Here is a 13,384-nt window from a genome sequence, read left to right as displayed (position 1 = left end):
GTGTCTATTAAATGTTGATCTATTTCATTAAAATCTTGCAATACAGTAAACGCCCAAGATGCAAACGTATCAAAAGCATCTGGTGTTTTTTCTAAATCTTTATAAATGGTGTAAAAATGAAATAATAATTGAATACTGTCTGCTTTATGTATACCAGAAATTTGCTGAATAAATTGCTCTATATTTAAAGTTTCTGGTAAAAACCCAACTGCAATTTTATCTTTTAACGTTTGCTTTAAAAAAATCTTTGCCCTTTGTGATGGCAAAATAAAAACCACATCATTAAAAGACTTTGTATCTTTTAAAATGCTATCTAAAGTTTCTGAGATAAAGGTTTGCATAGAATTTTTTATATTCAATTAGATTTTCTAAATTACAAAAACTTACTTTTATACAGTTATATCTTTAAAATAAATTTTAGTGAAAAACGAATTAAAAATAGTGGGTATTCAGGCAGATTTGGTTTGGGAAAACCCCAAAAAAAATATTGCTTTTTTTAAGGATTCAATCAACCATTTAAAAACGGATGTTGATCTTGTTGTGTTACCAGAAATGTTTGCTACAGGCTTTACAATGCAGCCCAAAAAAGTTGCAGAAGAAATGAATGGTTTTTCGGTTTCTTGGATGCAACAAATAGCCAATGACAAACAAATTGCGATTTGTGGCAGCTTGGTAATTTCAGAGAATGGTCACTTTTACAATCGGTTTGTTTTTGTACATCCTTCTAGAGAAATAGAAACCTATGATAAAAGGCACACTTTTACCTTGGCTGGAGAGCATAAAAAATATACAGCTGGTACAAAAAAAATCATTGTTAACTATAAAGGTTGGAAAATTTGCCCATTAATTTGTTACGATTTACGATTCCCTGTATGGGCAAGAAACACCAATAATTACGACGTTTTAATTTATATGGCAAATTGGCCAATTACCAGAATAAAAGCTTGGGAAACACTCTTAAAAGCTCGTGCTATTGAAAATATGAGCTACACAATTGGTGTAAATAGAACAGGTAAAGATGCCAATGATTATGTTTATTCTGGAAACTCTTTGGCAATAGATTATTTAGGTGAAGAAGTATCTTCATTAGCCAAAAATGAAATTGGTATTATAAGCGCAACTTTGTATAAAGATAAGCAAGAAAAAGCTCGAGATAAATTGGGTTTTTTAAATGATAGAGACTCTTTTAATATTGTTTAATCGTGTAATTGGTTATTTGTATAAATGCTTCAACAATTACACGATTAAACAGCTTTTTTTAAGCAGGCAACATCCATTTGAACTGAAACTTTGTGTCTGGCACAGAAATACGTTCTGTAATTCTGTACATTCTCTCTGGCAGTTTCATTAGATAATCTCTTGCTTTTTCTGCTTCTGGGGTAAGATTCGTAATTTTATCTATTTCCCACATGGTATTTAGTTTCTTTAAAATATCTACATAATCGAAACCTGTGTAAACGCCTACTCTTTGTGCTACCGTAGAAAAATCATCAAATAAACTACCTTTTGTACCAAAAGATTCTCTTAAATGCATTGCAGGCATTACTATTTTGTATTTCATCATGTGTTGGAAAGCCAACATCATTTCACTTGGGTCTATTTTAAATATTTCTTTTACAAAGTGTGCGTATGCTTGGTGATGACGCATTTCGTCACCAGCAATAATTTTAGACATTTTTGCTAAGGCTTTATGCCCTTTTTTACGAGCAATTTTTGCTACGTTATTATGAGAAATATAGGTTGCTAATTCTTGAAAAGTAGTGTATACAAAGTTTTTATAAGGGTCTGTTGAGGTACCAATATCAAAACCATCTGCTATTAAATGCTGGGTAGAAATTTCTACTTCTCGCATGTTTACTCTACCCGATAAATACAAGTATTTGTTTAAAACATCTCCATGCCTGTTTTCTTCTGCTGTCCAAGTTCTTACCCATTTTGCCCAAGAATTATCTGGGTCTTGAGAAACACCATCTAAATCTAGTAACCAAGATTCGTAGGTTGGTAAAGCTTCTTCTGTAATGGTATCTCCAACTAAAACTACCCAAAAATCGTCGTGCAACTCTTTAGAAAGTTCTCTAATTTCTTCTACTTCTGTGATAAAAGTATCTTTTTGAGAGTTTGGTAAAAAATCTGTAGGTTGCCATACTTTTTCTGGCGTTATTAAATATTTATCAACGAAAGTCTGCATCTTTTTTTCAAGATTTAGCATCACTTCAATTCGTACATTTTTTATAGACATAAATTTATTTTATATATTCTTTAATTACGTTTTCTGTTTTTTCTAATAACTCATCAAAAGGTAATGAGTTTATGGGTATAGGCTCGTGTGTTGTAATGATTATTGGGCTACCAATACCTAATGGAAATTTACCGTATTTAAAAACTTTCCAAGAGTTATTAATAGTTAAAGGTACAATATAACCGTCTTTATTGTATTTTGTAATGACTTTTAAGCCATTTGTTGCAAATTTTTTGGGTTGTCCGTTTCTACTTCTTGTGCCTTCTGGAAAAATAATGGCTCCCCAATTATTTTCTTTAATTCTTTTAGAAAAGTTTACCAATTCTGATATGGCTTGTTTTGGGTCTTTTCTGTTGATAAGTGCTGCACCTCCATTTTTTAAATTGTATGATACACTTGGTATGCCTTTGCCCAACTCTATTTTAGCTACAAATTTTGGGTATTGTTTTCTAAAAAACCATCCTATTGGCGGTATATCAAACGTAGATTGATGATTAGAAACAAATATTACTGTACTATTTTCTGGAATTTTATGCTTGTTTTTTAAACGAACAGGTACGCCAATAATTAACATAGATTTTACCAAGAAAAAATTTAAAGCATCTACAACTTTTGCGTGTGCATTGTGCCCAAATAAGTTTAAACTCAACCATTGTAATGGATGAAATATAATTAGAAATAAAAAAAACACCAATACAAAGATTGGTGATAATATATAACTTAGAATCTTCATATTTTATTTTTATAACCAGTTACTCCAAGGAATTCTAGATAGTATTAAAACCAAACCTATACCATAAAAGATAACAAAACTTTTAAACTTTGCAACATCTTCTGTCTTTTTTTTGTGTTTAGACCAGCCTATTGTTATGAATACAATTGCTAAAATCATTGTTATTGGGTGTTCTACTGCTAAAAGTCTAACTGATTTATCTTTCATTACTGCGCTTGCATCAGAGGTTAACAAATCGAACCAAGGAGACATAAAGTACCAAGCCAAACCAATTAATAATTGAATATGAGATACAATTAGCGTAAATAAACCAATTCTTAAATCTTTGTCTGTAAATTGTTTTTTTTGGGTAAGCCCAATTATTGCATTTATTACTGCAAATATTAGGATTATTAATACCAAGTATGCCCAATAAGAATGTACTTCTTTCATAATAATAGTTTATTTTACTTCTTACAAAGTTACTAATTTTTATGCATAAAAAAACCACCTTTTTCAAGGTGGTTTTTAAAAATATTTATGGTGTTACGATTATTGTTTTACAAAAACCCCACCAGTTTTAATAAGATTCGTAGTGTTCTCTCCTGTTGCTCCGTCATAAATAACATATGTTACTGCATATTTTTGACCTTCTTCTGCTGTAGGATCGATATTATTAAGTAAAGCATTTAGCGCTTCTAAAATCATATCTTCAGTCCAGTAATTAGAACTACTTTCTCTTAAATCAAAACTACCAAAGAAACCAAAATTATCTGCAGGTCCAGGATATTTTGTAATAAATTCATTAGAAATATATGCAATATCTGCTGCTGTTAATGTATATTTAATGGTATTATCTGGTACCCATTTTGTACCATCATGTCCCAACTGTAACTGTGTGTCTACAACTGTTGGTATTGCATTCCAAACAGTGCCGTCAAAAACAAAGTTTATATTTCTTTGACTAACTGACCCAGAGCTAAAATAATCATACTGTACAGCTACAAAATCATCTGGTGATGCAAATGGATATAACGTTTCTAAATAAATTCCAATTTTGTATTCAGCTTCATCTCTGTCATCAAAATTAGGAAAACGTTGTCCCATTAATGTATACTCATCTCTTGTAAAAGTAATTGGAGCTGCCCATTCGTCAGTTAACGTAAATCTCATTGTATTTGTAACCAACTCAAATGTGTAAAATGCATAAACTTTAACATCAAAAATATTGTAATTAGTTCCATCAAACTGTAGTGTCATTTTTAACACTGGTCTACTAGAACCACCTGCAAAAGTATCATAAGTTACCACATAAAAATCTCCATTTTGAGCATTCGGAAAATTATTTAATAAAATTGTTTCAATTTTTGCTCTTCTAGTTTCAATATCTTCTTCTGGACCACCTGATCTAATGTCAAAGTTGTTGAATTGACCGTTACCAGTTAATGCATAATCTGCATCTACTAATGTATAGTTTGTAGTTTTTGCTGGATCTGTTGGATTTTCTTCTAACTGAACTAACATTTCTAAATCTGCGCTAGAACCATCAAACACTTCGTAAGTAACATTATACTTTGTACCAAAATCTGCTTCTGGAAAATTGTTTAAAAGAATGGTTTGAATTTTTTGTCTTCTAACTTCAATGTCTTCTTCAGCTCTACCTGCTCTGATATCAAAATTATCAAAACGACCATTGCCAACTAAATCATAATCATCATCATTTAATGTATAATTTTGTATTGTTGGATTTGTTTTGTAGGTTAAATCTACTACAGTTCCTTTTGCTTCGCTTGGAAATTTATAATCGAAAAAGTCATTATAATCTCCAGCATCATTTAAACTAGTTAATCCAATAGCAGTATAATCTGCATCTGTAACTGTATAGCTTTCAAATTTAATTGGGCTAAATAATTTATAGGTAATTAATGCTGATGAAGATGTTGCTATTGAACCATCTGCATTGTATGTTACACCTAATTGAGGATAATTTTCTGCTAAAAACCCTGGTAAAGCTTCTTTAGCATCATCTACAGAACTAAAGTTACCAAAACTTAAACCTAATGCGTCATAATCATCATCTGTTAACGTTAGCACTAAATCGTCTACAAGTCTATCATTGGCTGTTAAAGCATCTACTTCTTGATTGATATCCTCTAAGGGATTACATGAAGTAAATACCAACGCTGTAATTGCGAATAAATAAAATATTTTTTTCATTATTATAATTTTTTAAAAGTTAATTTTTGCACCAACACTAAATGTTCTACCAAAACCGTAGTACACATTTGCTGTAGCAGCATTAGAATCTCTACCATCTTGTGCATCTGCAATGTAAGTAGTATCAAAGATATTATTTAGTCTTGCAATGATTGAAGTATCGAAGTTGCCAAATTTAAATCTGTGTCTTAAAGCAGTATCAAAAGTGTTATAAGAAGGCACTTTCCATGCATCTGGACCTGGAGTACCTCTGTCACTTGGATCATAGTCTGCATATAAATCTGCAAAATGGTTATAATCTAATGTAAAAATAGTTTCTGGAGTTAAATCGTAATTTACACCTAAAGCAAACGTAGTTTGTGCAGCATCACCAACATGTACATCTTTAATAAATAAATCTACAGTTTCTACTAAGTTGTTTTGATCATCAAAAATTTGTACATCTTCAATATCATTAGCCCATCTCCAGTCTCCTAAAGAAGCCATACCTGTTAATCTTAACCTATCTGTTGCTCTATAAACAAAGTCTACTTCTATACCTTGGTGTATTGCGTTTACACCTAATACGTTAGCTGTTGCTCTAGTACCGTCTGGTTGTTGGAAGCCGATAGTTTCTGTTCTATCATTCCAGTTAGTCCTGTATATGTTAACATTACCGGTTAATTTCGCACTTCTGTACGTATACCCTAATTCGTAACTTGTAATTTTTTGATTTGGAGCATCTTCGTTTGTATTTGTATTACTATTAAAGTCTACAAATACTGCATTAAAGAAAGGAGCTCTTTCAAAATAACCAATGTTACCAAATACACCATGATTATCATCTATATTGTAGTTTAAACCACCCTTTGAACCATAACCAGTAAAACTAAATTTTTCTGATGTTTGTCCTGGATCTGAGTCTAAATAATTAAATCTATCTACTCTTTGATAAGATGTAGTAGATAAGTTTGCAGAAAGAAAAGCAGAAATATTATCTTTAGCATATTCTATTTGTGCAAAACCACCTAACCATCCAACTAAACCATCATTATCGTAAGATATTTTATCACCAACTTGTGCAAGTTTAGTTGGGTTGTTTATATCGCTATCATCTGCAAAGTACTGACCTCCTAAAAGATCTGTTAATTCTGTGTAGTGAATTCCTTTATAACCTCTATAATCTAAACCTGTTAAAAATGTTAAGTTATCGTTTAACTCTGTTTTTAATGTAGATAAAACACCGTACCAATTATGGTTATTTCTTGAAGCTCTTAAAATTGACTCAGAACCATTTGTACCTAAAGCAATATTTTCATCTACGATTTTATCGAAATCAATAGTACCAAAGTTACCTATTCTGTAGTTTGGATCGTCAAATCTAAATTTGTTAACACCTGTGAAACCACCTCCACCTCCGTCTCCGAAAGAAACATAGGCTGCTGTAGAGATAAATGTTCTATCACTTACATTCCAATAATGGTTTAAAGAAATTTGTGGTTTGTGGTAAAAGTTATCTTCTGAATTTGTTAACTGTCCATTTTTATAACCCCAGTCTGAGTTGTATTTTCTACCTCTTTCACTAGCTCTAAAAGTAGCTATTCTGTGTCTATTTTGTCTTTGACCATGTCTTTGTTTTGCACCAAAAGCTGTAAAAGACAATTTGTGCTCATCATTAAATTCTTTTGTAACATTTATGAAATAGTTAAAACCTGTAAAAGGAGTACCATCTACATAACCTTCTCCAGAAGTGTGTGCTGCAGAAATAGAAACAGCTACACCATTATCCATTAGTCCTGTTGAGTAGGTTAAACCATATTTTTGATAACCATCGTTAGCTAAAGCATAACCAAAGTTACCACCTTCTTCAACATCAGAAGTGTTTGTTAAAATATTTATTGTACCACCAATAGAAGGTACAGCTACTTTAGACGCACCTAAACCTCTTTGAACTTGCATTGCAGAAGTTACATCTCCTAAACCTGCCCAGTTAGACCAGTATACACGTCCATTTTCCATATCATTTACTGGTACTCCGTTGATCATTACAGCAACGTTTTCTGAGTTAAAACCACGTAAATTGATACGTCCATCTCCATAACCACCACCTGCTTTTGTAGCATATACACCAGGAGTTGATTTTAAAATTTCTGGAAATTCTTGAGTTCCTAATTTTAATTCAATTTCTGCAGCTTTTACAGTAGAAACTGCAACAGGAGTTTTTCTGTCTATTGCAAATGAATTAGAAACAATTACAATTTCATCTAATGCACTAGCATCTTCTAGTAATTGGACATTGAAACTGTTGTTAGTGCTAGAAAAAGCAACTTCTTTAGTTTGGTACCCAATAAAAGAAACTACAAGTGTTCCTGAACTGGTTTTAGAATTTAAGGAAAATTTTCCGTCAAAATCTGTTGATGTACCATTACTTGTTCCTTTTACTAAAACACTTGCTCCAGGTAAAGGTTGGTTAGATTGATCTAACACTTTACCAGTAATTTTAGTTTGTCCTAAAACTGTAGCTGTTACAAAAAACAGGGCTACAAATAATAAGTTTTTAAAATTTTTCATTATTTAATTTTATATTTGAATTGTTCTGCAAAATTCTTTCTTTTACAGCTTTAACGTGTTAACTTAATGTTAAGATTTAACAAGAAATTAAGATAATGAAAGATACATAAGTTTTGTTTTGTAATTGAATATCAGAAACTTATATATTAACAGATTTATTAACAAAACACTAAGTAATAGTAAATACTTTAAATTATTATTTAAACAAACTGATTTTTACTGATTATTCAATAATTTTTTCGCCAATTCTTTTCCTAGCTCAACACCAAATTGATCGTAACTATATATATTCCATAAAATTCCTTGTGTATAAATTTTATGCTCATACAAGGCAATCAATTTACCCAAAGATTTCGGTGTAAGTTTATCAAAAAGAATAGCATTACTAGGTCTGTTACCTTCAAAAACCTTAAAAGGAAGTAATTGATTTATTTTAGCTTCATCACCAGAAAATTTTAGCTCTAAATGAACTTCTTCTTTGGTTTTACCAAATGCCAAAGCTTCCATTTGTCCATAATAATTAGCCATTAATTTTTTGTGATGATCCGTTAAACCGTATAACGATTCTTTATAACCAATAAAATCTGCAGGTATTAATTTTGTACCTTGATGCACTAATTGCATAAAAGCGTGTTGCATGTTGGTACCTGTACTACCCCAAACTATGGTTCCTGTTTGGTAATCTATTTTATTGCCATTTCTATCTACACCTTTACCATTACTCTCCATAATAGCTTGCTGTAAATAATCTGGTAATTTTTTTAAATACTGTGAGTATGGTAAAACAGCTTCTGTTTCTGCACCATAAAAATTATTATACCAAATACTAAGAAGTGCTAAAATTACAGGTATATTTTCATCAAAATTGGTGTTTCTAAAATGATTATCCATTTCTTCTGCACCTGCTAAAAGGGCTTTGTAGTTATCAAAACCAACAGATAAAGAGATTGATAAACCTACTGCTGACCATAATGAAAAACGACCTCCAACCCAGTTCCACATTGGAAAAACATTTGCTTTGTCGATACCAAAACTATCTACAGCTTCTAAGTTTGTAGAAACAGCTACAAAATGTTTTGGAATATCAAAAATAGTGGCCGATTTTAAAAACCAGTTTTTAATGGTTTCTGCATTGGTAATGGTTTCTTGTGTTGTAAAGGTTTTGGATACGATTACAAAAAGGGTGGTTTCTGGATTTAATTTCTTAATAATTTCAGAAACATGATCTCCATCTATATTAGATACAAAATGTGTTGTTAATTGATTTTTATAGTATTGTAGCGATTCTACTACCATATCTGGCCCCAAATCTGAACCACCAATACCAATATTTACAACATCTGTTATAGGTTTACCTGTATACCCTTTCCATTTACCAGAAATTACTTTATTACTAAAACTTCTAATTTTTCTTAAAGTAGTTTGTATTTGTGGCTTTATATTTTTTCCGTTTACTAAAACAGGTTCTTCAGATGTGCTTCTTAATGCTGTATGCAATACTTCTCTACCTTCTGTAACATTAATAACTTCTCCAGTAAATTGCTTTTCTATTGCATCTTTTAAACCCACCTCATTGGCTAGCTCTACCAGTAAATCTATGGTTTCTTGTGTAATTTTATTTTTAGAAAAATCTACCAACAAATCGTTAAATTCTATAGAAAAATCTTCTTGTCTATTAGGTTTTTTGTACAAATCTTTAATAGAAATATCTTTATTTTTATTAAAGTGATCTGTTAGTTTTTTCCAGGCTACTGTTTGGGTTGGGTTGATATTTTGTAATGCCATTTTTTTAATTTTGTGCAATTTCTTCTGTAATAACAGGAGGTTCTTCTATTTGTAATTGATTGTGATCTAATTGATATTTTAAAGGCGCAATAAAGTTTAAAAACTCTGCAATTAAACTTTTCTTTAAGGGTTCTGCTTCTGGTAATTTGGTTTTCGGACTTAATGGATCTACTTGTCTGCCGTTTTTCCAAAAACGATAACATACATGAGGACCACCTGTATTCCCTGTCATACCCACAGTACCGATAACTTGCCCTTGTTTTACATAATCTCCACGCTTTACTTTTCTTCTTTTCATATGTAAATATTGAGTAGAATAGGTACCATTATGTTTTATTTTTACATAATTACCATTACCACCTCTTCTTGCAGACTCTGTTACTGTACCACTTGCTGTTGCAATAATTGGGGTACCTATATTGGCTGCAAAATCTGTTCCTCTATGAGGTTTTATGCGGTTTCCGTAATAGGCAATTCTTCTTCTTAAATTATATCTTGAAGATATTCTGTATTGAAATTTTATAGGCGCTTTTAAAAATTGACTACGCAACATATTTCCATTTTCGTCATAATATTCTGGAATTCCTTTTATAGAATCTGCTACAAAACGAAAAGCATATAAATCTTTTCCTTTATGATTAAAAACGGCTGACTTTATGTTTCCATAGCCAGCAAATAATGAATCGTTTATAAATTTTTCTTCGAAAACTAATTTAAAAGAATCTCCTTTTTGAAGTTTGTAAAAGTCTAAGGTCCATGCATAAATATCTGCAACAGCCCAAGTTAGATTTGGTGATAAATGCAAACTATCCATCGTGTTAGAAAGGTTTGAATTTATTTTACCCTCTACAATTCTTTCTTTTGTTTTTATAGGCTGTAAGTATGTATAAGCTTGTATTATAGAATCTTTAAAGTCTACAACTGTAGCTTTAATTTTATCGTTTTTATAAATAAAAACCTTGGCTTTTTCTAGAGAATCTTTGCTGGATAAAATCATGTAAGGTTTACCTGCTCTTACTCTTCTAACATCAAAAACTTCTTTTATGCTACCAGCTATTTGGTTAATTTTTGGATATGTTACATGGTGCCTATCCATAATTTCACCAAAACTTTCGCCACTTTTAATCGTGTCTAAAATTACTTTGTAATCGTCTAATTTATAACCAAATTTATATACAGGTTTTGGTTTTACTGGTTTTATAGGTTCTAATTCCTTTTTTTCTTCACTTTTACAAGCGTAAAAAAAGACGAATAACAGTAAAATATAGGTTGTTTTTTTTAACAATTGAGAGCGATTTAGATGAACGCTCAAAAATACAAATAAAATTGATTTATTTGAACTCTATTTTAGGAAGTTCCGATAACGGTTTCGTTAAAGTTTTAATAATTTTAGCAAATTCTATAGTACTCTATTTAAAGTCATTAGCAAGCCCTTTATAAGCCTCTAATTCTGCTCTAAGAGACCCTACAGATAATGACGCACTCATTTTAATTGGAATTTTATTTGCATCATCTGTAATCCAAATAGTAACACTTTCTTGGGCTTTAAAAACCCTACCAGACTGCACCAAGGGTCTAAATATTAAGGTATTTACATCACCAAATTTTGTATCTAACACCTCTTTACCTAAAAAACGAAGTTTGAAAGGATAAATCTGAGCATCCATAAAAATATCTATTGCTATTTCATCACCTTTTTCCATGTTTTTTACATCTTGATTTCTTAAATAATAAAATGCAGAAAGCATGTCTTGCACTTCCAATATAGAAATTGTAGTATCTTTTTGTTTGATAAAATCTTGAACATAAGCAGTATTAGACGGTTTGTTAAAGGTAGTTATGGTGTGTTTTTTATAGCCGCCTTCATTTATTTTTCTTTTAAACAAATAAGGTGCAACTTTATTTTTATCAAAATAGCTTTCGTATAAATCGTCTACTTTAAAAAACCATTTAATCATACCAGATGTCCAACCAGAACCTTTTGTATGAAATACTTTTTTACCATTTAAATCTGTTTCTTCTACTTCTAAAATAGCGGTACCAGCTCTTAAAAAACCACTGTAGCTCATTTTATAACGCAGCCATTCTCCACCTTTAAAAGCCTGTTTTTCTTCTTGTGATAAAACTGCAAATGAAATTAAAAAAAGAGTAGTAAATAAAAATTTATTTTTCATAGTTCTTCAAACTTATAAAAAAGTATTGACAATTACCATTCCAAAAAAGAAAAAAGTAGTTTACAAAATAGTTGCAAGCCGCTTTTTAACATTTTCTGTTTTTTTAGAAGGTGCCCCAATTTTTTAATTCTTCTTCTGACCATAAATAGGGATAGAAAATTCTACGCTGGTATTTAGGATGCATATATTTACGCCAATTACTACCACCAGTTGCTTCTAAATCAGAATCTTTACCACCAATATATTTTGCAGCTGCATTGTAATGTGCCATTACCCACTTTACGTTTACAGTATAATCGTAATGACGCATTGCCTTGATTAAATCTTCATTTTCTTGAACTTCTTTGGGTAATTGTTTAAATTTTAAAGATAAATTGATATCATTATAATCCTCCATAAAGTCGATAAAATCACCTATGTATTTTTTTTCAAAAAGATTTAATAATGTGGATTTTTGTCCAGTTGTATAATTTTTTCCTGCGGCTTGCCAATACAAATGGTTATAGGCATTTTTAAAAGAGGAATTTCTATCAATTGTATCTCTGTATCGTGCATCAATTAAATTGATGAGTTCTGTAGAGGCAAATTCGATTTTACGATATTGTGCTGATTGAAAGCCACTTGCAGGTGTTAAAGTATTTCTAAATTTGAGATATTGTTCGCGTTCCATTCCATCTGTCATCACCGTAAATGAGCTACATAACATATCAAAATATCTACTCACTCTGCCTAAATGCATCGAAAATTTATCCGCAGTTGTTTCTGTTGTTTTTGCTACTTGCTCAATTTCCCAAAGAATCATTTTAAACAACAATTCATTTACTTGATGATACATGATAAACACCATTTCATCTGGTTGATTTGTTCTAGGTGTTTGCAAACCTAACAATGCATCTGTTTGAATATAATCCCAATAAGTAATAGGAGTACTGTGCAATAAACCTTCTAACATGGCATCTACAGGAACGCCTAGTTTCTCATACTTTTCTTCTATAGCTTTTAAAATTTCTTCTCTTTTCATTTTTGTTGATTGTAAAACAAAGATAAAATAGTTTTCTGACAAACAAACAAAGGAGACCCTTCAGGTTTTTAAAACCTGAAGGGTCTATAAAAATTTATTTCAACAAAAATTTTAGAACCCTTGCTATAAAGTCCCTCTTTTTTGTTGTTCTCTTTCTATCGATTCAAATAAGGCTTTAAAGTTACCTGCTCCAAAACCTTTGGCGCCCATTCTTTGAATGATTTCGAAAAATAACGTAGGTCTGTCTTCAACTGGTTTTGTAAATATTTGTAACAAGTAGCCTTCTTCATCAGCATCTATCATAATACCTAAAGCTTTTAAGCTTTCAATATCTTCTCTTAATTCATGGCTAAATTCTTCTAAACGTCCAGGAACAGCTTTGTAATATTCTTCTGGGGGTGTAGATAAAAACTCCACTCCATTTAAACGTAATTGTGTTACTGTAGCAACAATATCATCTGTAGCAACTGCGATATGTTGCACACCTGCACCTTCGTAAAAATCAAGGTATTCCTCTATTTGAGAACGTTTTTTACCTTCTGCTGGCTCGTTAATTGGGAACTTAATCCTTCCATTTCCATTAGACATTACTTTACTCATTAATGCTGAATATTCTGTATGAATTTGCTTATCATCAAAGGATAAAAAGTTTTCGAAACCCATAACATCTTCATACCATTTTACCC

The 13,384-nt window shown here is 31.1% G+C and carries 11 protein-coding genes and 1 pseudogene; 1 reads left to right on the top strand and 11 read right to left on the bottom strand.

Annotated elements, in window-relative coordinates; translation table 11 throughout:
* A pseudogene (locus ACTG3S_RS12600) lies at positions 1-341 on the bottom strand (PD-(D/E)XK nuclease family protein); the annotation flags it as partial.
* Between the two features lie 79 nt (positions 342-420).
* Between ACTG3S_RS12600 and ACTG3S_RS12595 the strand changes: the two are divergent.
* Positions 421-1,200, top strand: a complete 780-nt coding sequence (locus ACTG3S_RS12595) for an amidohydrolase (RefSeq protein WP_439129698.1) — start codon at positions 421-423, stop codon at positions 1,198-1,200.
* Positions 1,201-1,258: 58 nt separating this feature from the next.
* Here ACTG3S_RS12595 and ACTG3S_RS12590 read toward each other — a convergent pair whose 3' ends face one another.
* The 10 genes from ACTG3S_RS12590 to hppD all read right to left on the bottom strand — a co-directional run.
* Positions 1,259-2,239: an acyl-ACP desaturase gene (locus ACTG3S_RS12590; RefSeq protein ID WP_439129697.1), complete on the bottom strand. Its 981-nt coding sequence runs from the start codon at positions 2,237-2,239 to the stop codon at positions 1,259-1,261.
* 4 nt (positions 2,240-2,243) lie between these two features.
* Positions 2,244-2,972: a lysophospholipid acyltransferase family protein gene (locus ACTG3S_RS12585; RefSeq protein WP_439129696.1), complete on the bottom strand. Its 729-nt coding sequence runs from the start codon at positions 2,970-2,972 to the stop codon at positions 2,244-2,246.
* A 9-nt stretch (positions 2,973-2,981) separates the two neighbouring features.
* Complete coding sequence (locus ACTG3S_RS12580) at positions 2,982-3,404, bottom strand: hypothetical protein (RefSeq protein WP_439129695.1); 423 nt, start codon at positions 3,402-3,404, stop codon at positions 2,982-2,984.
* Positions 3,405-3,503: 99 nt separating this feature from the next.
* Positions 3,504-5,168, bottom strand: coding sequence for a hypothetical protein (locus tag ACTG3S_RS12575; protein WP_439129694.1), 1,665 nt, complete (start codon positions 5,166-5,168; stop codon positions 3,504-3,506).
* 12 nt (positions 5,169-5,180) lie between these two features.
* On the bottom strand, positions 5,181-7,718 hold the full coding sequence (locus tag ACTG3S_RS12570; protein WP_439129693.1) for a TonB-dependent receptor: 2,538 nt from the start codon (positions 7,716-7,718) through the stop codon (positions 5,181-5,183).
* 216 nt (positions 7,719-7,934) lie between these two features.
* Entirely contained in the window at positions 7,935-9,503 is a 1,569-nt protein-coding gene (gene pgi / locus ACTG3S_RS12565) for a glucose-6-phosphate isomerase (protein ID WP_439129692.1), read from the bottom strand.
* A gap of 4 nt (positions 9,504-9,507) precedes the next feature.
* Positions 9,508-10,788, bottom strand: coding sequence for a peptidoglycan DD-metalloendopeptidase family protein (locus ACTG3S_RS12560; RefSeq protein WP_439129691.1), 1,281 nt, complete (start codon positions 10,786-10,788; stop codon positions 9,508-9,510).
* A 124-nt stretch (positions 10,789-10,912) separates the two neighbouring features.
* The gene (locus tag ACTG3S_RS12555) at positions 10,913-11,677 is read right to left on the bottom strand and encodes a DUF3108 domain-containing protein (protein WP_439129690.1); all 765 of its coding nucleotides are present in this window, start codon (positions 11,675-11,677) and stop codon (positions 10,913-10,915) included.
* Positions 11,678-11,780: 103 nt separating this feature from the next.
* A complete protein-coding gene (locus ACTG3S_RS12550; RefSeq protein ID WP_439129689.1) occupies positions 11,781-12,698 on the bottom strand; it encodes a tryptophan 2,3-dioxygenase family protein in 918 nt (305 codons plus the stop codon).
* A gap of 123 nt (positions 12,699-12,821) precedes the next feature.
* Positions 12,822-13,384 (bottom strand): 4-hydroxyphenylpyruvate dioxygenase (gene hppD / locus ACTG3S_RS12545; RefSeq protein ID WP_439129688.1); only part of this gene is annotated, 563 nt, incomplete at its 5' end.

Origin of the sequence: Polaribacter sp. (assembly GCF_965656025.1) — a bacterium.
GTDB lineage: Bacteria > Bacteroidota > Bacteroidia > Flavobacteriales > Flavobacteriaceae > Polaribacter.
The sequence above is the reverse complement of the archived record's forward strand: the minus strand, read 5'-3'. Positions and strand labels throughout refer to the sequence as shown.

Bases quoted from the DNA above. Each gene is read 5' to 3' on its own strand.
- ACTG3S_RS12580 (WP_439129695.1), bottom strand. From the start codon at position 3,404: ATGAAAGAAGTACATTCTTATTGGGCATACTTGGTATTAATAATCCTA.
- ACTG3S_RS12570 (WP_439129693.1), bottom strand. From the start codon at position 7,718: ATGAAAAATTTTAAAAACTTATTATTTGTAGCCCTGTTTTTTGTAACA.
- ACTG3S_RS12550 (WP_439129689.1), bottom strand. From the start codon at position 12,698: ATGAAAAGAGAAGAAATTTTAAAAGCTATAGAAGAAAAGTATGAGAAA.
- ACTG3S_RS12585 (WP_439129696.1), bottom strand. From the start codon at position 2,972: ATGAAGATTCTAAGTTATATATTATCACCAATCTTTGTATTGGTGTTT.
- ACTG3S_RS12555 (WP_439129690.1), bottom strand. From the start codon at position 11,677: ATGAAAAATAAATTTTTATTTACTACTCTTTTTTTAATTTCATTTGCA.
- ACTG3S_RS12590 (WP_439129697.1), bottom strand. From the start codon at position 2,239: ATGTCTATAAAAAATGTACGAATTGAAGTGATGCTAAATCTTGAAAAA.
- ACTG3S_RS12575 (WP_439129694.1), bottom strand. From the start codon at position 5,168: ATGAAAAAAATATTTTATTTATTCGCAATTACAGCGTTGGTATTTACT.
- pgi (WP_439129692.1), bottom strand. From the start codon at position 9,503: ATGGCATTACAAAATATCAACCCAACCCAAACAGTAGCCTGGAAAAAA.